This is a genomic window from Glaesserella sp. (assembly GCF_041817755.1).
Lineage (GTDB): Bacteria > Pseudomonadota > Gammaproteobacteria > Enterobacterales > Pasteurellaceae > Glaesserella.
In genome coordinates this window covers 34,334-55,891 of the sequence record NZ_JBGYBX010000022.1, presented here as the reverse complement: position 1 = coordinate 55,891, position 21,558 = coordinate 34,334, and the positions used below count along the sequence as shown (strand labels likewise).

Here is a 21,558-nt window from a genome sequence, read left to right as displayed (position 1 = left end):
AAAGAAAAAGACCGCTTGTAAACCAATACAAGCGGTCTTTTTTTAGGAAAAATTTTCAAATGCTGAAAGAAGAACCACAGCCGCAGGTCGAACTCGCATTTGGGTTTTGCACCACAAAGCGTGAGCCTTCCAACCCTTCTACATAATCGACGGTGCCACCAATCAAGTATTGCAAGCTCATTGGATCGACGACCAAACCGACGTTTTGGTTCTCAATGGTTAAATCCCCGTCATTGATTTGATCATCAAAGGTAAAGCCATACTGAAACCCGCTACAGCCACCGCCCGTAATGTAGACCCGCAAGCGAAGATTCGGATTTTCTTCCCCTTCAATTAAACTCTTTACCTTACGCGCAGCCGCATCGGTAAAGATAAGAGGAACGTTTATGTCACTCATTTTTTGTCCTACATCAAAATTTCTCGAAAGTGGCGTATTATCTAACAATTCAATGGGGAGGGCAATGGGGAAAAGTCGGCGGGAGTGGGAGTTTGTGATAGAAAAGCGCCTCATATGTCGGTATAATCCTTCGGCTAAGATGATGAGACGTTGTTCGGCTGTAAGGTGAGAAAACTATGCAGACACAATGCGATGCACTTTGGATATTACACAATTCGGTATAACTCCTTGGAAAATTTTTCCACGAAGCTACAGGGATAAACAGTAACGTTACATGGGGTGAGATATGGATTATTTGATTGGAAAGCAGGTATTTTTCGGATGCCATTTATATAAAATCGTAAAAGGTAATATCGGCAATAACACCGTATCATTACAGAATGTGTTGACCAATAGTTATGCACGGCATTGTAACGGCATGATAATGAATAGTGAATATAGCAATGAAGCGCTTTTTCTTTATGATTCTTCGTTTATTGCACATAAAGTAGAAAATCGGGTTAGATTATTTTGTTCAAATGAAGGATTAACATCATTTTGTATTACAGATATTGACGGATTGTTCAACATTATTGAATTTGAACGTTGCGAGAAAGAGGGATTGAAGTCAGCGTTTGATTTATTGGCTGAAGCGGATATTCCTGTAAAAGAAAATGCGGTTCCTAAATATAGTTGGAAAACAAAGGTTGTTGCATTCGGCTCTTCTTCTACAGAAATTTTTGATTATATTTTTGGCGATAATCAGAATTATATTCCGCTTTGGGCGTCTAGCTGGTCTGCAAGAGGGCTCAGAAAGGTGGACAAGAATATTTCCCCTTATTTGAAAATATTAAATAGTCTTTCAAGAGATAGCATAATTTTATTACACTTTGGTTCGGTGGATATAGATTTTAATTTGGCGTTTAAAATGGGAGCGACGGGGTTTTATAAAACCACGGATTTTCTTCATGAAATGGCTTGCGGCATTTTAGCTTTTAGACACTATTTAATGCGGGAATTAGGCTTCAAACATGTCTATGCAATATTTACAGCTCCGGCAGTTCACTTAGAATCAACTTATTGGATTCGGCATTTGGGTGAGACACCTCAATTATCAAGTAAAATGAGAGCCAAAATGCTTTGGGATTTTGCTTTGTCTTTATCTTCAGCAATGCCGGTCATCAATTGTTTGTCGGATATTGCGGAATCCGTAGAAAATCCGATCTGTGCGCCGAAATATGTGCGTGATTATCCTGATCATCATATTAACTTTGTCGCTGCACAAAATATTGTGTATAAAAAATTAAAAGAGCATATTCCGAATATATTACCGGCTAGAAAAGAACAACATGATTATTTATATGAACATCTCTTTTATGATGTGCATGATGCAATAAGACTTAACAAACCACGACCAAGAACTTGTAGATAAAATGATTAGTAAATTTATTGGAAAATTAAACCGATTTTATGCCTTTGACGAATTGTTAAAACAACTGATTGTTAGAGATATTAAATTAAAATACCGAAGAAGCTATCTTGGGTATTTATGGAGCATTCTCAACCCGTTAGTGATGATGATGGTTTTGGTTACGGTATTTTCTAATTTGTTCGGGCGTTTTGATATTCCAAATTATCCGTTATATATTATTTCAGGTCAGATTATGTTCGGATTAATGACGGAAGCAACGAATATGTCTGTCGGTTCAATTATAGGAAATGCCAATCTTATTAAAAAAACCTACGTTCCGAAATATATTTTTACCGTTTCTAAAGTCGGTAGTTCATTGGTTAATACGTTATTTTCACTTGGTGCATTATTAATTGTAATGGTTATTACTCAAGCGGATTTTTCGTGGAATTTATTATTGGTTCCGTTTGTACTGTTACAGGTTTTTATTTTTAGCCTGGGTTTAGGGATGTTTCTTTCTGCGGCGGCCGTATTTTTTAGGGATATCCAATATTTGTGGGGCGTATTTGTCTCCATGTGGTTATATCTAACACCTATTTTCTATCCCGTAAATATTATTCCGGAAGAATATCAGTCTTTATATAAAGGGTTGAATCCAATGTATTGGTATCTTGAGCAATTCAGAGATATTGTCTTATATGCGAGATTACCGGATATCTCTTCTACATTGATGGGATTTGGGTTAGCCTTTTTAGTTCTGTTTATCGGCTCTTGGTATTTTAATAAAAAACAAGATGAATTTATTTTATATATATGAGAAATCCTGAAAATATTATCGAAGTCATCAATGCGACGGTTCGTTTTAATAAAGCAACCGAAAATCATAACGGCTTGAAAGAATACGTGATTAAAATGCTGAAAGGCGAACTGATGTTTCAAGAGTTTTTAGCATTAAAAGATGTCAATCTTGAGGTTAAACGCGGTGAGTCTTGGGCATTAATCGGTACGAACGGATCAGGGAAATCCACGCTATTGAAGCTCATTTGCGGCATATTAAAACCCTATAAAGGGACGGTTGAAGTTGCCGGTAGTATAGCTCCTCTTATTGAACTCGGTGCGGGGCTTGATGGGCAATTGACGGCAAGGGAAAATATTTTTCTTAACGGTGCGCTTCTCGGGCATAAAAAAGCGTTTATGGAAAAGCACTTTGATGAAATCATTGATTTTGCAGAATTACATGATTTTGTGGATGTGCCGGTTAAAAACTTTTCATCAGGGATGTCTGCCCGTTTGGGATTTTCAATTGCGACGATTGTTAAGCCGGATATTTTAATTGTGGATGAGGCGTTATCTGTTGGTGATGCCGCCTTCCAAGCCAAATCGCAACGTAAGATGGAAAAAATGATTGCGGAAGGGGCAACGTTATTGTTTGTTTCCCATTCAATCAATCAAGTGAAGGAACTTTGTCAACATGCGGTTTGGATTGACAAAGGTATAGTTAGAGCAAAAGGTGGGATAGCAGATGTTGTTCCACTATATATGAATAAATAGTTTAATAATATAAATTTTTATATTAAATAATATCATTTTACTTTAATGAAACATTAGGAATATTTTATGTCAAAAAATATTAAGATTTATACCTGTCATCATAAAAATGTACCAACTTATAGATCCGAATGCATTATCCCAATTCATGCAGGAAAAGCTAATTCAAAAATTGATTTGGGTATTATTGGTGATGATACTGGAGAAAATATATCAAGAAAAAATACCTCATGGTGTGAACTGACAGTTATTTATTGGATGTGGAAAAATATTGATGCTGATTATTATGGTTTGTTCCATTATCGTAGATTTTTAAATTTTAATAGTTTGGGTGGTGGCTATAATATATTTAATGGTTTTGATTTGGATACTGTTAAAGAGTTTGGTTGGGATGATAATAAAATTCGCTCCGTTTGTGAGAAGTTTGATATTATAAGCTCTCCTATTTGGAATATTCATCCTGTAGGTCTACCAAATTATGTAATGACAAATTATGATTTTTATGCTAAAGAGCATTTTTCTGAAGATCTTGATATAGTAATAAATTTGATCAAAGAAAAGACTCCAGATATTTATCCTTATGCACTGAAATCCTTATATAGTAAGGAGTGCTTTTTTGCAAATATGCTAATTATGAAGAAAGAGTATTTTCATAACTATTGTAATTGGATATTTGATATTTTATTTGAAGCAGAAAAGTTAATTGATATTAGTAGCTATGATCCATATCAAAAAAGAATTTGGGGATTTATTGCTGAGCGATTGTCAAATTGTTACTTAGAGTATGTGCGTTCTAAAGATGAAAATTTAAGATACACATCTTTGGGAATGGTTTTCGGGATTTTTAATGATAAAAAATTCTCTAAAGAAGATATTGAAAAAAATATTTTAGCAAATAGAGAAACATCCCAAAATCTTATATCAATTGACACAATTAATATTGTGTTTGCAATTGATAATAATTATGCCATTCATTGTGCTGGAGCAATAAAGTCAATTTTATATAATGCAAATAAAGAACAAAAATTTAAGTTTTTTATTGTATGTGATAAAGATTTCTCAGAAATAAATAAAGCTTTGCTGAAAAATTATGAAAATATATATATAAATGTGGAGTTCTTGTCCGTAAAAGCTAAAGACTTCTCATTTTATCCTTTAAATAGGGAGCATATATCCATAGCTACTTATTACAGATTAGCATTACACAAGATCTTACCGGAAAATGTATCAAAAGTTATTTACCTAGATTCTGATTTAGTTGTAGTTGATAATATTGTTAAGTTATGGAATATAGATTTTGAAGATAATTATTTGGCTGGTTCACCAGATGAAGGTGGAATTTTACAAATTAGAAGATTAGGACTTCCTTTGTCACATAATTATATTAATGCTGGTATATGTGTGATGAATATAGAAAAAATGAGAGGAATTAATTTGGAGCATTTATATGCAGAAACATTATACAGATATTATGATCTTATTACTTTGCAAGATCAAGATATATTGAATATTGCATTTGTTAATAAAATCAAAAGATTGCACTGTCGCTGGAATGTTCAATCTAGATTCTATAAACAAAATGAATTAGAGTATGCATATTCAGATAGTGAATTAAATGAAGCTGCATTAAATCCAGGAATAATCCACTATTCAGATAGAGAAAAACCTTGGCAACCAGTTAGTCGACATTTGTTAAAATCTTTGTATATGTATTATCAGGGATTATTAGATGACGGATGGAAAGAGCAGATTAGAAATATAGCTGTTTCTGATTTTATTACTTATGATCTTAAGGGTGACAAAGTTGAAATTTTTATTTCCTTTAAAGATGTGACGAAATCTTTCACTCTTAGTAAGAAATTTGCTAAGCCTATACATAAGATAGCTAAATTGATTTTTAAAAAGTTTTTCTGAGGAATAAATGAGATCACTAAATTTTAATTATCTTAGTCGATTAGATCATCTACGTTTTTTTGCTTGTTTATTGGTTTGTTTTCATCATTTTAGAGGGCAGGCTATAAATACCTTACACATAGATACGTTTGATGGTTTATCTTTGGTAAAGAAAAGTCTGCAATTATGGCTCATTGAGGGGGCTAGTGGTGTAAGCCTCTTCTTAGTATTAAGTGCTTTTTTATTTACTCTTATTGCTAATGGAGGTACAAAAAAGATTATTTATCATAAATTTATCTATAACAGAATATTGAGAATATTTCCTTTGATGGTTATCTTAGTATTTATTATTATTACTTTAGATAGAGCAAATTCAACACCACTAGATATATTTAGAATATTTACATTGCAACTAAATACTGGTAATCCAATGACAGGATGGGGGCATAGTATATTTCCTTCAGGTCCTATTTGGACGATTGCAGTTGAATTCCAATTTTATCTGCTGTTTCCTATATTGATGATATTTTTATCTAAATATGGTTATAAATATTTTGGATCGTTAATTCTGTTTGTTTTAACTATAAGGTTAGGTATTGCATTATTAAATGACTATAATGTTTACTATAACTTATATCATTCTATTATAGGTAGATTAGATCAATTTTTAATAGGGATTGTTTTGGCTTTCTTTTATATTAACGGTAGTTTTGATAAATTATCCAACTCAATTTCTTTATTGATATTTTTCTCTAGTTTGAGTATTTTAACTTTATTTTTTATATTAGAAAATAAATTGCATAGCCCTATTGTAACATCCGTTCTATCATTCCCGATAGAGGCAGTTTGTTGGGGGGGGGTAATTATATCTTATCTAAAGATGAATATTATATTTCCATTTTCTAATAGTTTGGATAAGTTATTTTCATATTTGGGTGGCTTAAGTTTTTCAATATATTTGTTTCATTTGCCTATTGGTTATGTGGTAAATAATCTATGGGATATTGGGGAGCCTGTGACCTTAACACAAAGCATTATATATACATTAATAAAAATTCCTTTTATTATTTTATTTTCAATGCTTTCATACCATTCAATAGAAAAACCATTTATGGAATTAAGAGTAAAATATTTTAAATCAGAATGAATATAGGGATTTGTATAATGAAAAAATTTCTTTTAGTCGGTGCGGGCTTTTCAAACGCTGTAATTGCCCGTGAATTGGCAGAGCAAGGTTACAAAGTCATTGTTATCGATCAACGTAATCATGTGGCAGGTAACTGTCACTCTGAGCGTGATGCAGAAACAAATGTTATGGTACATATTTATGGACCGCATATTTTCCATACCGATAACGAACGTGTGTGGAATTATATTAACCAGTTTGGCGAATGGATGCCGTTTGTGAATCGTGTGAAAACCATTAGCCAAGGCGCGGTGTACTCTTTGCCGATTAACTTGCACACCATCAATCAATTCTTTGGTAAAACTTGTTCACCAACAGAAGCTAAAGCATTGATTGAAAGTCAAGCGGATATGTCAATTACCGATCCGCAGACCTTTGAAGAACAAGCGATGCGTTTTGTCGGTAAGGATTTATATAAAGCGTTTTTCTATGGTTATACCAAAAAGCAATGGGGGGTTGAGCCTAAAGAGCTGCCTGCAAGTATTTTAAAACGTTTGCCAGTACGTTTTAATTATGACGATAACTACTTTGCCCATAAATTCCAAGGTATGCCGAAAGACGGTTATACGGTTATCGTAGAAAATATTTTAAAACACGATAATATTGAAGTGCGTTTAAATACGCCATTTGCAGAATCAATGAAAGCGGAATTTGACCATATTTTCTGGTCTGGTCCGTTAGATGCTTACTTTGGTTTTGAATTAGGTCGTCTTGGTTACCGCACGTTAGACTTTGAAGCTTTCCGCGGGGAAGGGGATTATCAAGGTAATGCGGTAATCAACTATGGCGATGAAAATGTGCCATTCACCCGTATTTCCGAACATAAACATTTTGCACCGTGGGAAAATCATGAAAAGACGATTTGCTACCGTGAATTTAGCCGTTTATGCGAAGAAAAAGATATTCCGTATTATCCGATTCGCTTAGTAAAAGACAAAGCGTTGTTGCAGCAATATGTCGAAAAAGCGAATAAGGAAACACAAGTCACTTTCGTTGGACGTTTAGGCACTTATCGTTATTTGGATATGGACGTAACGATTAAAGAAGCGTTGGAGGCTGCGGACGATATTAAGGAAGCTCTTGCAAGCGGTAAGATGTTAAAGCCGTTTTACGTTAATATGGATGTGTAAAAAATTCTGAAAATTTCACCGCTTGTTAATTTCGATTACAAGCGGTTTGACTATGGTAAGAATATGTTAGAAAAAATTGAACGTTTAATTACTGAAATCAATAAACTTCATCTTGCTTTTTCACAGGATTATTTTGAAACAGGTAAACTTGAAAAGGTTAATTTAAAGCATACTTTGGCAAAAGTGCCTACTGAGCATATTTTGGCATATCGTTTGAATTTACACGAATCAATTAATGATTATTTGTATCGTGCAGATCTTTATGATGTGCCTTATTTTTATCGGGTGAAAACATCAGAATCTATTCTTGCTAAAATTGAACGGTTTAAACAACGTAGCGAAGGCTATCCTGTTAATAGTATTTTAAATGATATTTTTGGTGCGAGAATTATTGTTTCCAGTGAAGATATCGCAAGAGTGATGGAATCTTTGGATACTTGGCAAAAGAAATATGGGTTGAAAAATTGGTATTTGAGGGATAAAGATGAATATATCGGTATTCACGTTTATTTTAAAAATGCCAGCAATTTTTATTATCCTTGGGAATTACAGATTTGGGATAAAAAAGATGCAGAAAAAAATATTCAAAGCCATATGAAATATAAACGAGATTTTGTGAATAATTTATGAAAGATTTACTGAAGGTCGATATATCTTTGATTAAAGAGCTTTCTATTCTGATTGAGCAAGCTCAAAATAAAGTGGTTTCATATGCAAATAGTTCTCTGACTTTCCTTTTTTGGCAAGTAGGTAAGCGAATTAATGACGAAATTCTAAACAATGATCGGGCTGAGTATGGAAAACAGATTATATCGACGGTATCGATACAATTGGTAGCACGCTTTGGACGTAATTTTGAAGAAAAAAATCTAAGGAGAATGATACAATTTGCTCAAGTATATCCTTCTTCTGAAATTGTCGTTTCACTGTCACGACAATTGACTTGGTCTCATATTCTTGTGCTACTTCCCCTTAAAAGTGATGATGCTCGTTTATTTTATGCTCAACTTATTGAAAGTGAGCATTTAAGTGTAAGAGAACTTCGTAAGCAGATTGAAACAAAAACTTTTGAACGTGTAAAAATAGCAAATATACAAGTTAACAAATCGGAATTATTGCCAATAAATACATTTAAAGATCCCTATATTTTTGATTTCTTAGGATTAAAAAATGACTATTTAGAAAAAGATCTTGAATTTGCTGTTTTAAGAGAATTAGAGATGTTTATCCTTGAAATGGGTAAGGGATTTTCTTTTGTTGAGCGTCAGAAACGAATGATCATTGACGGTGAGGATTTCTATTTAGATCTACTTTTCTTTCATCGAAAACTTCGCCGTTTAGTTGCTGTTGAATTAAAACTAGGCAAATTTAAAGCTCAAGATAAGGGGCAAATGGAACTTTATTTAAATTGGCTTAATAAATATGAACGTCAAGAATTTGAGGAAGCTCCAATCGGTTTAATTCTTTGTGCAGAAAATAGTAAAGAACAAGTAGAATTACTAAAAATGCATAAAGATGGAATTATGGTAGCTGAATATTGGACAGAATTACCACCAAAAGCAGAACTAGAACAAAAATTACATAATGCTTTAATAGAAGCCAAAATGCGTTTTGAGAATAATTTAATTGAATATGAATAAATCCATTTGTGCTGTTGTGGTTACTTATAACCGCAAAGAATTACTCTTAAATTGCTTAAATGCGTTACAAAAGCAAACCTATCCGTTGGATCACATTGTTGTCATTAACAATGCAAGCCAAGATGGAACGGTAGAGTATCTGCGTGAAAACGGATGGCAAGATAACGATCAATTTACCTTAATTACTCTACCAAATAATCAAGGCGGAGCAGGTGGATTTTATGCGGGGATTGAGTTTGCCAATCAACAGAACTTTGACTACATTTGGTTGATGGATGATGACGGCTATCCTTCAGAGAGCTGCTTAGAAAAATTGATCCCTTATTGTTCAAACAATTGCTACATCGGACCAATGGTGCTTGATCCTAAGGTCACGAATAAATTGAGCTTTGCATTACGTGTGCCGAATACAATTAACGTCTTTGATTTTTATACGGAGATTCCGAAAGAGTTAAGGCAGAGTAATATCATCAATGGTGTCGTATTACCTTTTAATGGAACGTTAATTGCCAATGACTTGGTAAAAAAAATGGGATTATTGCTTAAAGACTATTTTATTTGGGGAGATGAAAAAGAGTATACGCTTCGCGCAAGTAAGTTTAAGGCAAAAATTCTCACTGTTATTGATGCGATTTTTTATCACCCGTCTGACAGTTCGGCTTCTACCCCCATGTTTTTTAATAAGTTACGATTTAATAATGCTAATTCAGAACTAAAATTATACTGTTTTTGTCGTAATTCCATTGCAACGTTTAAACGTCACAACGGTTTGGCTCATGTGCTGGCATTTTGGGGAAAAACGACTTGGTTTTTTATGTTTACTCAGCCAAGTCTTTCGCGTTTGCTCTTTACTTGGCGGGCAATGTGGCATGGTTTTAAAGGTGATTTTTCTCACCATCAAGAGTATTTATAATCGATTTTGCTCATGAAAATTCTCATCGCAACGCATAAAAAATATATTTTTCCAGCTGCGGATTACTATATTCCGATTCATGTCGGAAAATCGAATAGTTCTTTAGAACTGAATATTTTGTCGGATAATTCCGGTGAAAATATTTCAATTAGAAATAATTCATTCTGTGAGCTGACAGCATTATATTGGGCGTGGAAGAATCATTTTTTTGATGAGGCGGATTATGTCGGATTAGTACATTATCGTCGTTATTTTTCAGGAAAGCAGCTGAGCTTGCTGAATAAGCGAATTGCATCGAAAACAGAATTATTGTCCGATTTTGTTAATTATGACGGTATCGTTGCAAAGAAACGAAATTATTATATTGAAAGTGTTTACCAGCATTATAAAAATGCACATTACGCTAAAGATTTAGACTTGGTAAAAGAGATTATTCGTAACGATTATGTTGATTACATTCAGCCATTTGAGCAAGTCATGTCGGGTAAAACACTGCATCTTTTTAATATGTTTGTTTTAAAAAGACAAGATGTCGAGAAATATTGCCAATGGTTGTTTGATATTTTGTTTAAGCTGGAAAAGCAGATTGATATTACGGATTACGATAATTATCAAAAGCGGGTTTTTGGTTTTATCGCAGAACGTCTTTTTAATGTTTGGTTGGTAAAAAATCAATTAAAACTGAAAGAGCGTAGAGTAGTTTCATTAGAAGGCGAACATATATTGAAAAAAGCAATTGGTTTGTTGAAACGGAAATATTTAAAGAAAAAATGAGCATGATGGATAAATCGGTAATTTGTAAAGGTGTGTTGGCGGTAACGGATTTTGTTTCGTTACTGCTTTCCTATTTTTTAAGCATCTATTTACTGAACCTTTTTACAAATGATTTAGAGCGTTTTTTACCTTCCGAGCAGTTTCGAGAAGCGATACTGATTCATTTAGGACTAGCCTGTGGTTGTGTTATTTGGTTTTGGATTAACCTTCGTCATTATACTTACCGAAAACCGTTTTGGTTTGAATTAAAAGAAGTTGTTCGTACCTTAATCATATTGGCGATTATTGAATTAGCCAGTATCGCCTTTTCCAAACTCTATTTTTCCCGCTATTTGTGGTTATTAAGTTGGAGTTTAACCCTTGTTATCGTGCCGCTCAGTAGAGTTCTGATTAAAAAATTATTGATCAAAAGCGGTCTATATTTAAAGAATACAGTGATTATCGGCGGTGGTAAAAATGCGGTAGATGCCTATAAAGCGTTGATCAGCGAACCCTATCTCGGGCTTAAAGTAAAATATTTTATTGCTGTAGATAAGATCGATGAATTAGACGGTTTAGGCATTCCAATCATTAATGAAACCCGTCAGGGTATTTGGCGGTTAGTCACGAAATCATCCGATCAATTTATTATTGCCCTTGAAGAAGATGAAATTGAACAACGCGACCAATGGCTTCGTTATTTTTCTAAAAAACACTATCGTTCCGTATCCGTTATTCCGACGCTACGGGGATTGCCGTTGTACAGTACAGATATGTCGTTTATCTTCAGTTATGAAGTGATGTTGCTTCGTGTGAATAATAACTTGGCAAAACGTTCTTCCCGCATCATCAAACGAACAATGGATATTGTCGGTGCCAGTCTGCTGATTATTTTATTGTCTCCGTTATTATTGACATGCTACTTTCTGATTAAGCGGGATGGCGGAAGCGCCGTATTCGGGCATAAGCGAATCGGGCAAAACGGTAAGCCGTTTAGTTGTTTAAAATTCCGTTCAATGGTACTGAACTCTCAAGAAGTATTGGATGAATTGTTAGAGCGCGATGCGAAAGCAAAGACGGAGTGGGAAAAAGATTTTAAATTGAAAAATGATCCGAGGATCACACCGCTTGGTCAGTTTTTACGTCGAACGAGTATTGATGAATTACCTCAATTGTTTAATGTTTTGGTCGGACAAATGAGCTTGGTCGGGCCAAGACCGATTATTGCCGACGAATTGTCTTATTATAAAGATGATGTGGATTATTATTTGATGGCGAAACCGGGCATGACCGGCTTGTGGCAGGTGAGCGGACGTAACGATGTCGACTACGATACTCGGGTTTATTTTGATGCGTGGTATGTGAAAAATTGGTCGCTTTGGAATGATATTGCCATTCTCTTTAAAACCGTCAACGTGGTTGTAAAAAGAGAAGGCGCTTATTAGGAGTGTGTACAAGTGAAAATGCCTGTGATGATTCACAGGCATTTTTCATTATTTAAGACCCAATTTCTTCTCAAGGTAGTGAATATTGGTTCCGCCTTTACGGAAGTTGGCATCAGCCAAAATCTGTTTATGCAACGGAATATTCGTTTTGATCCCTTCGATGATGGTTTCCGACAATGCATTTTCCATACGGCGAATTGCAATTTCACGGCTTTCCGCATAGGTGATTAATTTCCCAATCATGGAATCGTAATGCGGCGGTACGGAATAACCCGCATAAATATGCGAATCCCAACGTACCCCCAAGCCGCCCGGTACGTGCAAACGGGTAATTTTGCCCGGTGACGGTAGGAAGGTGTTCGGATCTTCCGCATTAATACGGCATTCAATCGCATGACCGCGCACCTTGATGTCTTCTTGTTTAATCGAAATCGGTAAACCGGCGGCAACACGGAGTTGCTCTTTCACCAAGTCTACGCCGGTAATCATTTCGGTGACGGGGTGTTCTACTTGTAAACGCGTGTTCATTTCAATGAAATAGAATTCGCCGTTTTCATATAAGAATTCGAACGTACCCGCACCACGATAACCGATTTCGATACAAGCATTCGCACAGCGTTCACCGATAAATTTACGAAGCTCATCGGTAATACCCGGTGCCGGCGCTTCTTCCACCACTTTTTGGTGGCGACGTTGCATGGAGCAGTCACGTTCCGCAAGGTAAACCGCATTGCCGTGTGTGTCGGCAAGCACTTGAATTTCGATATGGCGCGGATTTTCAAGGTATTTTTCCATATATACCATATCATTATTAAACGCAGCTTTCGCTTCCGCTTTTGTCATGGCGATGGATTCTTCCAAATCTTCTTCACGGTGTACGACACGCATACCGCGACCGCCACCGCCGCCGGATGCTTTGATGATCACCGGATAGCCGATACGTTTGGCAATTTCTTTATTTTTTGCCGCATCGTTGCCGACAGGACCGTCGGAACCCGGTACGCAAGGTACGCCGGCTTTTTTCATGGCGTTGATGGCAGACACTTTATCGCCCATTAAACGGATAACATCGGCGGTCGGTCCGATAAACGTGAACCCTGACATTTCCACTTGTTCGGCAAAATTGGCATTTTCGGATAAGAAACCGTATCCCGGATGGATGGCTTCTGCGCCGGTTACTTCGGCGGCGGCAATAATTGCCGGGATGTTTAAATAACTTTTGGTTGACGGTGCCGGTCCGATACAAATGGTTTCATCGGCAAGGAGAACGTGTTTTAATTCACGGTCGGCAGTAGAATGGACGGCCACGGTTTTAATGCCGAGCTCTTTACACGCGCGTAAAATACGTAAAGCAATTTCACCACGGTTTGCAATAACAACTTTTTCTAACATGAGTGTTTGCCCTTAAGTGATCAAGCGGTACGTTTTTTGCAAAAATTTGCAAATAATCGACCGCTTGCAAGAAAAGAATTATTCGATGATGAACAGTTTTTGGTCGAATTCTACCGCTTCGCCGTCGTTGACCAAAATCGCTTTGACCACACCGGCTTTGTCCGATTCGATGCGGTTCATCATTTTCATGGCTTCAACGATACAGAGGGAATCACCGACTTTAACGGTTTGTCCTACTTCAACGAATGGTTTGGCTTCAGGGCTTGGGCTACGGTAGAACGTACCGACCATCGGTGAAAGTACCGCGTGACCTGAAATATCTGCGCCGCCGGTCGCTGCTGCCGTTGGTGCCGGAGCCGCTTGAGCAACCGGGGCAGGGGCTGCAACCGGAGCCGGAGCCGCTTGCGGTGCCGCAACATATTGTAAGGCAGGTTGTGCCGCCGCCGGTGCGGCACGGCTGATACGTACCGTACCTTCTTCTTCAGACACCTCTAATTCGGTGATGCCTGATTCTTCAACGAGTTCGATAAGTTTTTTAATTTTGCGAATATCCATAGTGAGATCCGTTATGTATTAGTAAGAAATGTGAAACTCTGCACCCGAAAGGCGCAGAGCAAAACTGTGCGTAGATTACCTGAATTTCAGCTAATTTGCGAAGAAAATCTTACAAAATTGGCGAAATTGTTACTTTTTTATAACTGATCGTAGCAGTTATCCTACCAGCCCTGACATTAGATAATGCCGTCGGGAATTATTTTGCGGCATTTAAATAGGTGACAGCATAGTCCAATGCGTAGTCATAACCTTTTGCCCCTAATCCGCAAATCACACCTTTTGCGACATCGCTTAAATAAGAATGGTGGCGGAAGGGTTCGCGGGCGTGAACGTTCGATAAATGGACTTCCACGAAGGGAATTGCAACCGACAACAACGCATCGCGCAACGCCACACTGGTGTGAGTGAACGCTCCGGGGTTGATAATAATAAAATCAACCTGTTGAAAACCTTGATGAATACGGTTAATCAGAGGCTCTTCGCCGTTTGCTTGGAAATAATCAAAGGCAAAGCCCTGCGCTTCGGCTTGCCGTTTTAAATGTTGTTCGATATCCGACAAGGTTTGTGAACCATAAATATGCGGTTCGCGTTTGCCGAGCATATTTAAGTTCGGACCGTTTAACAGTAGGATTTTTTTCATCATATCTCCTTAAAGTAAGCTTTTCACTAATTCGGGCGGGCGGCAAAGTTTGGTGCCTTTTTCACTGCTGACAAACGGGCGGTTCAGCAGATTCGGATGCTGCGCGATCAATGCGATAATTTCAGCGTCAGGCATTTCAGCGGTAATCTGCTGATAGGCTTCGGCATCGGTGCGGACGGCTTCTCTCACCGCTAAACCGCTTTCGTGAATCAGTTTTGTAATCAACTCAACGCTTAACGGCTGCTTCAAGTATTCGACAATCGTCGGTTCGATCCCGGCTTCACGAATAATGGCTAAGGTTTCGCGGGATTTACTGCATTTGGGGTTATGGTAGATGGTTAACGACATCATGACACCTGCTTCATTTCAGTAACACAATGGTACAATCATAATGATTTTTTCTGCAATTGCGAATAGCCATTGTAGAAATCGCGTGAGAGAAATCGGTAAATTTTTCGATTAATCAGACCTCTTGTCGAGCGTTATTTGTCGGTAAAATTGAAAAAATCGCGCAAATTCAAGTAAAATACGCCATCTTTTTCTTATTTGAGCGGCTGAATGAGCTTAAAACATAAACGTCCGACACTTCAAGATATTGCGGATCATTTGGGAATCACCAAAATGACGATTAGCCGCTATTTGCGTCATCCTCAATCGGTGGCTTACGAAACCGGTTTGCGCATTGCCGAGGCAATCACGCAATTCGGCTATATTCCTAACCGTGCGCCGGATATTTTATCGAATGCCAAAAGCCGTGCGATCGGCGTGTTGGTGCCGTCTTTAACCAATCAAGTATTTGCCGATGTGATTAAAGGGATTGAGTCGGTGACGGATAATGCCGGCTACCAAACCATGTTGGCGCATTACGGCTACAGTCAGGAGAAAGAAGAACAGCGGATTGAATCATTGCTTTCTTACCATGTCGACGGGATTATTTTGTCGGAAAATCATCATTCCGAGCGTACGTTAAAAATGTTGGAGGTGGCGAATATTCCCGTGATTGAAATTATGGACAGCAGTGAAATCGGCATTCAACAAGCGGTCGGATTTGACAATATTTCGGCGGCACAATCGATGGTGGAGACGATGATCAGCCGCGGACATCAACATATTGTGTATTTCACCGCTCGGATGGATAAGCGAACCAAATTAAAAATGCAAGGCTACGAACAAGCCATGTGTAAACACCGGCTTGAACCGCACAGTTTGATTACCGATGAGCCCTCTTCATTTACGCTTGGCGCACAGCAATTACGGCAAGCCTTGGTGCAATACCCGAATATTGACGGCATTTTTTGTACCAATGACGATTTGGCGATCGGGGCGTTATTCGAATGTCAGCGTTTGGGCATTCAGGTACCGAAAGCCATGGCGATTGCCGGTTTTCACGGGCATGACGTCGGGCAATCGTTGACACCACAATTAGCTACGGTGATTACACCGCGTATAGAAATCGGTCGGGTAGCGGCGCAAGAGCTGTTGGATCGCCTAAACGGTATACCGCAACAAAGCAGTATTATCAATTTAGGCTATCAAATTCATATCGGGGAAAGTATTTAAAGCAACGGTTTGACCGCGTCAATACAACGTGCTACGACGGTTTCAAACGGGGCGTCAATGTCGATAAAGATCACATCGCTTTCATCAGCTTGAGGCTCTTCCAACGTGGCGAACTGGCTTTTCAGCATATCCGCTTTCATGTAATGCCCTTTGCGTTGCTTCATGCGTTCTAAAACGAGTTCGAAAGATCCTTTCAAAAAAATAAATGTTACGTTTTGATTGTCTAGGCGGATACGATCCCGATAGATTTTCTTTAACGCGGAGCAAACGATAATCCCTTTTTCACTTTTTTGTTCTAGGCTAAACGCCGCGTCATTAATTCTTTCCAACCATGGTGCGCGATCGTTATCATCCAGCGGAACACCTTTTCCCATTTTGATAATGTTGGCGCGTGGGTGAAGATCATCGCCGTCAATCAATTTCATTCCCAAACGGCGGGCAACTTCGGTACCGATTGAGGTTTTGCCCGTGCTGGAAACGCCCATTAAAATAAATGCCTTACCCTCTGACATAATCATCCTCCATAACAAATTGTTACCGATAACAAAAAATATATTGGGAATTTAGCATATTTAGATATTTGTTCATCCAAAATATGTTCAAAGTTTGAACTTGATCACAAATTTAAAATAAAATCAGGTGAGATGTTTACATTTTTAGTATGAAGGCATATGTTACCAGTAACAATTCATGCCTTCAGGGGGAAATATGCTGATTTTTACAATGGTGATGGCAATTATTTTGCTACTCGTGATGATTATGAAGTTTAAAGTACATGCTTTCGTGGCGTTAATTATCGTAAGCTTGTTAACCGCGTTGGTCACGGGGATTCCGGTGGATAAAATTTTACCGACATTGCTGAACGGATTCGGCGGTACTTTAGCGTCCGTCGCATTGCTGGTCGGGTTGGGGGCGATGATCGGACGCTTACTGGAAATTACCGGTGGTGCCAAAGTGCTGGCGGATACGCTGATTAATAAATTCGGTGAAAAACGTGCGCCGCTCGCATTAGGGATTGCCTCGCTGCTGTTCGGTTTCCCGATTTTCTTTGACGCCGGTTTAGTCGTTATGCTGCCGATTATTTTCAGTGTGGCAAAACAATTCGGCGGCTCCGTATTACGTTATGCTTTCCCGTCCGCCGGGGCTTTTGCGGTCATGCATGCGTTTCTTCCGCCGCATCCCGGTCCTGTTGCGTCCGGTGATTTACTCGGCGTAAATATGGGCTTGTTGGTGATTGTCGGTTTGGTTTGTGCGATTCCGACGTGGTATATCGGCACTTATCTGTTCAGTATGTTTATCAGTAAACGTATTCATGTCGATTTACCGAAAGCCTTTTTAAACGCGTTGGCGGTTAATGAAACGGCTGTACAAAATCCGCCGAGTTTCCAACGCGTCTTGATCATTCTCTTACTTCCTATTTTGCTGATTTTATTTGATACCGGCTTGAATACTTTAACGGTTGCCAAGATTGTTGACGGCTCGGATCTTTGGGTACAAAGCCTGCGCTTAATCGGCAAAACGCCCATTGCATTATTGATTACCTTAATTGTGGCGATTCTGCTGTTAAAAGGTAATCGGACGTATGATCAAATCGAAAAAATTTGTAATAACGCGCTAGGTCCGATTTGTTCGATTATTTTAGTTACCGGTGCGGGCGGGATGTTCGGCGGCGTGTTACGGGCAAGCGGTATCGGTGACGAGCTTTCCGCACTGATGTCGGATACCGGTTTGCCGATTATTGTTGCCGCCTTTATTATCGCAACGACCTTCCGTGTCGCTCAAGGTTCCGCGACGGTGGCGTTAACTACCACGGCGGCGTTAATCGCACCGATGGTGGCGGCAACGCCGGATCTCAGCCAATTCGACATCTGCTTTATCGTGATTTCGATTGCTTCCGGTGCGACCGTCCTTTCTCATGTGAACGATTCGGGTTTCTGGCTTGTCAGCCGCTTTTTAGAAATGGACGAAAAAACCACCTTGAAAACGTGGACGGCGCTTGAAACGTCTATCGGTGTCGTCGGTTTTATCGTCGCCTTTATCGGTAGCGTGTTGTTATAAACACAAATACAAGCGGTCTGTTTTCACTTGAAATTTGCAAATTTTTCAGTGAAACAGACCGCTTTTTATGCAAGATGTTGTATTCGGTAGACGATATCCGCCGTCAACGCTATGCTTGGGCTGATTTTGCGTCTTTCCGCAGCGAAACCATCAGTTGATCGATTTTGAAATTTTCCGTATCAATAATTTCAAACTTATATTTATCGTACAGCACAAAATCGGTCTTTTTCGGCACTTTTCGCAACATATACATCATAAAACCGCTGATGGTTTCGTAGTTTTCTTGATTCGGGAAAGATTCGATATCCAATGCCCGCATTACATCTTCTAACGGTGTTGAACCATCAACCAGCCAAGAGTCTTCATCACGGCGAACAATCTGTTCTTCTTCATTAGAGACCAACTCGCCCATCACAATACTCATCACGTCGTTTAAGGTCACAATGCCCACAACTAACGCATATTCATTAATAATCACCGCAAAATCTTCACCTGACGATTTAAACAACTCCAACACTTCAAACAACGAAAGGGTATCAGGAATAAACAATGCCTTGCGTAACACTCGGTTATCGGTCAATTTCACGTTTTCTTCCTGCAAATAAAGCGTTAACAACGTGTGCGATTCCACATAACCGAGAATTTTATCCAAACTGCCGTCGGTGATAATCAGCTTGGAATGGGAATTTTCTTTTAGTGTTTCAATGGTTTGCTGACGATTGAAGGACTTATCCAAAAAGACGATATGTTCACGGATCGTCATGGTGGACGTCACCGTCCGTTGCTGCATATCGAAAATATTTTCGATCAAATAATGTTCCTGCGCCTTCAATACCCCCGCTTCCGCACCGGCATCGACAATCGCCACAATATCATCGGAGGTCATTGTATCTTCACGTACCGTCGGAATACGGAACAGGCGGAACAGGGCGTTGGCGAGCGGATCCAGCAGTAGCACGAACGGCTTAAACAGAATAATGCTGAAAGACATCAGGTTTACCATTTTCATCGCGACTTTTTCGGGATTGGCAATTGCCAAGCGTTTCGGAATTAAATCGGAGAAAATGATAAAAGACACGGTGACTAGGGTGAACGAGATCCACGATGCAGCCGTTTCCAGCCAAGCCGCTTGGCTGTATTGGGCTAAAAAGCGGTGAATGTAAGGCGTGAGCGCGCCTTCACCGAACATCCCGCCCAGTACGGCAATGACGTTTTGGGCGATTTGCACGACGGTGATAAATTGCCCCGGTTCTTCTTGCAATTTCAGCACTTTTTGGGCTTTTTCATTGCCTTCATTGATGAGATTTTGCAATTTCAGTTTTCGTACCGACGCCAGTGAAATTTCGCCCGCCGAAATAATGGCGCTGGCAATGACCAATAAAATAATGATGAAAATAGATTCAAATAATCCCATAATTTGAGTGTATTGCATTGAAAATGACGCGAAGTATAGCAAAACCGAACGGATCGGGCAAAAACGTGCAAGCGGTCTGTTTTGCATGAAAATTTGCAAAATATGGAGTCAAACTGACCGCTTGTTAAAGAGCCAGAGGCTTGATTTCTCCCTCTGTCGTAATCCACATCGCCTGTTTACACCGCTTAAACATCGGTAAATCCGTCATACTGTCCGAATAACCGATGTCAAATTGAATCGGAGGTTGAACACGTTCATCAAGCATTTTCACTTTATTCTCTGTAAGGCAACGCTCTTTCAACAAAATTGCCCCATAACGATGTTCCAAACTTGAGCCAATCAAATGTACATTCGGCTGTTGTAGTAAGTCTGCATAGAAATGTGAAATCAGCTCAACGGGGCTACCTGAAATAATCCAAATTTGATCTTGAGAAGCGAGATGGTGTTGCAACGCCTGTTGAACCTGTGGCAATGGCGTAAGGGTGAACTGCCGTTTAAAATCCGTGATATAGCGTTCCATCTCGGATGTTGAACAACCGAAGCTAAGGAAAAAGAGTAAGCCGTTTAGACTGAATTTTCGGGTGGGAAAGCATCGATAAATCAGGAATACAAGCGGTAAGATCGGCAAGAAAAAAAGCAAATTCCATTTTCTTTTGGTGAACAGATATTTGACTAATGCCGCCAACAGATCTTCTTGATGTAAGGTGCCGTCGAGATCAAAAAAAACGTTTTTCATTCACTTTTCGTCATCAAAAAGGGAGACGAGCGTCTCCCTTAACCGGCACATTATTCTTCGATTGAACGTAATAAATCGTTGATGCCGACTTTACCACGGGTTTTCTCATCAACTTTTTTCACGATGACCGCACAGTAAAGGTTATATTTACCGTCTTTTGACGGAAGGCTGCCCGACACCACCACAGAACCCGCCGGTACACGACCGTAATGGATTTCGCCTGTTTCACGATCATAAATTTTGGTGGATTGACCGATAAATACGCCCATTGAAATCACACAACCGTCTTCAACAATCACACCTTCTACAATTTCAGAACGTGCACCGATAAAGCAGTTATCACCGATAATGGTCGGGTTCGCTTGTAACGGCTCTAATACACCGCCGATACCTACACCGCCCGATAAATGCACGTTTTTACCGATTTGCGCACAAGAACCGACCGTTACCCAAGTATCCACCATCGTACCTTCGCCGACATAAGCACCGATATTGACGAATGACGGCATTAACACCACGTTTTTCTCAATATGTGAACCTTGACGCACAACAGCACCCGGTACGGCACGGATACCGTCCGCTTTGAATTGTTCTTCGCTATATTTACCGTATTTGGTCGGCACTTTGTCGTAGTATTTGGTTTCTGCACCATCAATGATTTCGTTGTCGTTGATACGGAATGAAAGCAACACCGCTTTTTTCACCCATTGGTTTACGACCCATTCACCGTTAACTTTTTCCGCTACGCGCAGTGAACCGTTGTCTAGCCCTTTAATCACGTCTTCAACCGCCGCTCGGGTTTGTGCGTCAACGGTTTTTGGGGTAATTTCAGCACGACGTTCGAACGCCGCTTCGATAATGGCTTGTAATGACATTTGCATTTCCTTCTTGTGAATAAAATTAAAAAC

At 38.9% G+C, this 21,558-nt stretch carries 22 protein-coding genes; 13 read left to right on the top strand and 9 right to left on the bottom strand.

From position 1 onward, the window contains the following. Positions 1–55: 55 nt before the first annotated feature. Positions 56–397 (bottom strand): iron-sulfur cluster insertion protein ErpA, encoded by a 342-nt coding sequence (gene erpA / locus ACEYKX_RS02460; RefSeq protein ID WP_373766820.1) that lies wholly within the window; start codon positions 395–397, stop codon positions 56–58. Between the two features lie 286 nt (positions 398–683). On the opposite strand from erpA, the gene ACEYKX_RS02455 reads away from it, so the two are divergent. The 11 genes from ACEYKX_RS02455 (at position 684) to wbaP (ending at position 12,295) form a co-directional block, all read left to right on the top strand. Further along, positions 684–1,808, top strand: coding sequence for a hypothetical protein (locus ACEYKX_RS02455; protein ID WP_373766821.1), 1,125 nt, complete (start codon positions 684–686; stop codon positions 1,806–1,808). Position 1,809: 1 nt separating this feature from the next. Then, complete coding sequence (locus ACEYKX_RS02450; protein WP_373766822.1) at positions 1,810–2,604, top strand: ABC transporter permease; 795 nt, start codon at positions 1,810–1,812, stop codon at positions 2,602–2,604. Further along, positions 2,601–3,338 carry an ABC transporter ATP-binding protein gene (locus ACEYKX_RS02445; RefSeq protein ID WP_373766823.1) on the top strand — a complete coding sequence of 246 codons (738 nt, stop codon included), beginning with the start codon at positions 2,601–2,603 and terminating at the stop codon, positions 3,336–3,338. Before ACEYKX_RS02450 ends, ACEYKX_RS02445 begins: the two co-directional genes overlap by 4 nt. A 66-nt stretch (positions 3,339–3,404) precedes the next feature. After that, on the top strand, positions 3,405–5,249 hold the full coding sequence (locus ACEYKX_RS02440) for a DUF4422 domain-containing protein (protein ID WP_373766824.1): 1,845 nt from the start codon (positions 3,405–3,407) through the stop codon (positions 5,247–5,249). Positions 5,250–5,256: 7 nt separating this feature from the next. Next, positions 5,257–6,375, top strand: coding sequence for an acyltransferase family protein (locus tag ACEYKX_RS02435; protein WP_373766825.1), 1,119 nt, complete (start codon positions 5,257–5,259; stop codon positions 6,373–6,375). Positions 6,376–6,392: 17 nt separating this feature from the next. Then, the gene (gene glf / locus ACEYKX_RS02430) at positions 6,393–7,544 is read left to right on the top strand and encodes a UDP-galactopyranose mutase (RefSeq protein ID WP_373766826.1); all 1,152 of its coding nucleotides are present in this window, start codon (positions 6,393–6,395) and stop codon (positions 7,542–7,544) included. 63 nt (positions 7,545–7,607) lie between these two features. Further along, positions 7,608–8,174: a GTP pyrophosphokinase gene (locus ACEYKX_RS02425; protein ID WP_373766827.1), complete on the top strand. Its 567-nt coding sequence runs from the start codon at positions 7,608–7,610 to the stop codon at positions 8,172–8,174. Further along, the gene (locus tag ACEYKX_RS02420; protein ID WP_373766828.1) at positions 8,171–9,184 is read left to right on the top strand and encodes a YhcG family protein; all 1,014 of its coding nucleotides are present in this window, start codon (positions 8,171–8,173) and stop codon (positions 9,182–9,184) included. Before ACEYKX_RS02425 ends, ACEYKX_RS02420 begins: the two co-directional genes overlap by 4 nt. Continuing rightward, positions 9,177–10,097 (top strand): glycosyltransferase family 2 protein, encoded by a 921-nt coding sequence (locus ACEYKX_RS02415; protein WP_373766829.1) that lies wholly within the window; start codon positions 9,177–9,179, stop codon positions 10,095–10,097. The genes ACEYKX_RS02420 and ACEYKX_RS02415 overlap by 8 nt, the downstream gene beginning before the upstream one ends. Before the next feature lie 3 nt (positions 10,098–10,100). Continuing rightward, positions 10,101–10,871, top strand: coding sequence for a DUF4422 domain-containing protein (locus tag ACEYKX_RS02410; RefSeq protein WP_373766960.1), 771 nt, complete (start codon positions 10,101–10,103; stop codon positions 10,869–10,871). Between the two features lie 5 nt (positions 10,872–10,876). Further along, positions 10,877–12,295: an undecaprenyl-phosphate galactose phosphotransferase WbaP gene (gene wbaP / locus ACEYKX_RS02405; protein WP_373766961.1), complete on the top strand. Its 1,419-nt coding sequence runs from the start codon at positions 10,877–10,879 to the stop codon at positions 12,293–12,295. Positions 12,296–12,343: 48 nt separating this feature from the next. Here the strand turns inward: wbaP and accC are convergent, their stop codons facing one another. From accC to arsC, 4 genes are all read right to left on the bottom strand, one after another. Further along, complete coding sequence (gene accC / locus ACEYKX_RS02400) at positions 12,344–13,687, bottom strand: acetyl-CoA carboxylase biotin carboxylase subunit (protein ID WP_373766830.1); 1,344 nt, start codon at positions 13,685–13,687, stop codon at positions 12,344–12,346. A 78-nt stretch (positions 13,688–13,765) separates the two neighbouring features. Beyond that, the gene (gene accB / locus ACEYKX_RS02395; protein WP_373766831.1) at positions 13,766–14,242 is read right to left on the bottom strand and encodes an acetyl-CoA carboxylase biotin carboxyl carrier protein; all 477 of its coding nucleotides are present in this window, start codon (positions 14,240–14,242) and stop codon (positions 13,766–13,768) included. Between the two features lie 196 nt (positions 14,243–14,438). Then, positions 14,439–14,882, bottom strand: coding sequence for a type II 3-dehydroquinate dehydratase (gene aroQ / locus ACEYKX_RS02390; protein ID WP_373766962.1), 444 nt, complete (start codon positions 14,880–14,882; stop codon positions 14,439–14,441). 9 nt (positions 14,883–14,891) lie between these two features. Then, positions 14,892–15,233, bottom strand: a complete 342-nt coding sequence (arsC, locus tag ACEYKX_RS02385; RefSeq protein WP_373766832.1) for an arsenate reductase (glutaredoxin) — start codon at positions 15,231–15,233, stop codon at positions 14,892–14,894. A gap of 207 nt (positions 15,234–15,440) precedes the next feature. On the opposite strand from arsC, the gene gntR reads away from it, so the two are divergent. After that, positions 15,441–16,442 carry a gluconate operon transcriptional repressor GntR gene (gene gntR, locus ACEYKX_RS02380; protein WP_373766833.1) on the top strand — a complete coding sequence of 334 codons (1,002 nt, stop codon included), beginning with the start codon at positions 15,441–15,443 and terminating at the stop codon, positions 16,440–16,442. Here the strand turns inward: gntR and ACEYKX_RS02375 are convergent. Further along, on the bottom strand, positions 16,439–16,954 hold the full coding sequence (locus ACEYKX_RS02375; RefSeq protein ID WP_373766834.1) for a gluconokinase: 516 nt from the start codon (positions 16,952–16,954) through the stop codon (positions 16,439–16,441). The two genes, gntR and ACEYKX_RS02375, sit on opposite strands and share 4 nt — an antisense overlap. A gap of 196 nt (positions 16,955–17,150) precedes the next feature. On the opposite strand from ACEYKX_RS02375, the gene ACEYKX_RS02370 reads away from it, so the two are divergent. Further along, complete coding sequence (locus tag ACEYKX_RS02370) at positions 17,151–18,500, top strand: GntP family permease (protein ID WP_373766835.1); 1,350 nt, start codon at positions 17,151–17,153, stop codon at positions 18,498–18,500. A 109-nt stretch (positions 18,501–18,609) separates the two neighbouring features. Here the strand turns inward: ACEYKX_RS02370 and ACEYKX_RS02365 are convergent, their stop codons facing one another. The 3 genes from ACEYKX_RS02365 to dapD all read right to left on the bottom strand — a co-directional run bounded on the left by ACEYKX_RS02365 (position 18,610) and on the right by dapD (position 21,525). Further along, positions 18,610–19,914, bottom strand: a complete 1,305-nt coding sequence (locus ACEYKX_RS02365) for a hemolysin family protein (protein WP_373766963.1) — start codon at positions 19,912–19,914, stop codon at positions 18,610–18,612. Positions 19,915–20,038: 124 nt separating this feature from the next. Next, positions 20,039–20,650, bottom strand: coding sequence for an HAD-IB family phosphatase (locus tag ACEYKX_RS02360; RefSeq protein WP_373766836.1), 612 nt, complete (start codon positions 20,648–20,650; stop codon positions 20,039–20,041). Between the two features lie 50 nt (positions 20,651–20,700). Then, positions 20,701–21,525, bottom strand: a complete 825-nt coding sequence (gene dapD, locus ACEYKX_RS02355) for a 2,3,4,5-tetrahydropyridine-2,6-dicarboxylate N-succinyltransferase (RefSeq protein ID WP_373766837.1) — start codon at positions 21,523–21,525, stop codon at positions 20,701–20,703. Positions 21,526–21,558: the final 33 nt, after the last annotated feature.

Bases quoted from the DNA above. Each gene is read 5' to 3' on its own strand.
- erpA (WP_373766820.1), bottom strand. From the start codon at position 397: ATGAGTGACATAAACGTTCCTCTTATCTTTACCGATGCGGCTGCGCGT.
- ACEYKX_RS02455 (WP_373766821.1), top strand. From the start codon at position 684: ATGGATTATTTGATTGGAAAGCAGGTATTTTTCGGATGCCATTTATAT.
- ACEYKX_RS02450 (WP_373766822.1), top strand. From the start codon at position 1,810: ATGATTAGTAAATTTATTGGAAAATTAAACCGATTTTATGCCTTTGAC.
- ACEYKX_RS02445 (WP_373766823.1), top strand. From the start codon at position 2,601: ATGAGAAATCCTGAAAATATTATCGAAGTCATCAATGCGACGGTTCGT.
- ACEYKX_RS02440 (WP_373766824.1), top strand. From the start codon at position 3,405: ATGTCAAAAAATATTAAGATTTATACCTGTCATCATAAAAATGTACCA.
- ACEYKX_RS02435 (WP_373766825.1), top strand. From the start codon at position 5,257: ATGAGATCACTAAATTTTAATTATCTTAGTCGATTAGATCATCTACGT.
- glf (WP_373766826.1), top strand. From the start codon at position 6,393: ATGAAAAAATTTCTTTTAGTCGGTGCGGGCTTTTCAAACGCTGTAATT.
- ACEYKX_RS02425 (WP_373766827.1), top strand. From the start codon at position 7,608: ATGTTAGAAAAAATTGAACGTTTAATTACTGAAATCAATAAACTTCAT.
- ACEYKX_RS02420 (WP_373766828.1), top strand. From the start codon at position 8,171: ATGAAAGATTTACTGAAGGTCGATATATCTTTGATTAAAGAGCTTTCT.
- ACEYKX_RS02415 (WP_373766829.1), top strand. From the start codon at position 9,177: ATGAATAAATCCATTTGTGCTGTTGTGGTTACTTATAACCGCAAAGAA.
- wbaP (WP_373766961.1), top strand. From the start codon at position 10,877: ATGGATAAATCGGTAATTTGTAAAGGTGTGTTGGCGGTAACGGATTTT.
- accC (WP_373766830.1), bottom strand. From the start codon at position 13,687: ATGTTAGAAAAAGTTGTTATTGCAAACCGTGGTGAAATTGCTTTACGT.
- accB (WP_373766831.1), bottom strand. From the start codon at position 14,242: ATGGATATTCGCAAAATTAAAAAACTTATCGAACTCGTTGAAGAATCA.
- aroQ (WP_373766962.1), bottom strand. From the start codon at position 14,882: ATGAAAAAAATCCTACTGTTAAACGGTCCGAACTTAAATATGCTCGGC.
- arsC (WP_373766832.1), bottom strand. From the start codon at position 15,233: ATGATGTCGTTAACCATCTACCATAACCCCAAATGCAGTAAATCCCGC.
- gntR (WP_373766833.1), top strand. From the start codon at position 15,441: ATGAGCTTAAAACATAAACGTCCGACACTTCAAGATATTGCGGATCAT.
- ACEYKX_RS02375 (WP_373766834.1), bottom strand. From the start codon at position 16,954: ATGTCAGAGGGTAAGGCATTTATTTTAATGGGCGTTTCCAGCACGGGC.
- ACEYKX_RS02370 (WP_373766835.1), top strand. From the start codon at position 17,151: ATGCTGATTTTTACAATGGTGATGGCAATTATTTTGCTACTCGTGATG.
- ACEYKX_RS02365 (WP_373766963.1), bottom strand. From the start codon at position 19,914: ATGGGATTATTTGAATCTATTTTCATCATTATTTTATTGGTCATTGCC.
- ACEYKX_RS02360 (WP_373766836.1), bottom strand. From the start codon at position 20,650: ATGAAAAACGTTTTTTTTGATCTCGACGGCACCTTACATCAAGAAGAT.
- dapD (WP_373766837.1), bottom strand. From the start codon at position 21,525: ATGTCATTACAAGCCATTATCGAAGCGGCGTTCGAACGTCGTGCTGAA.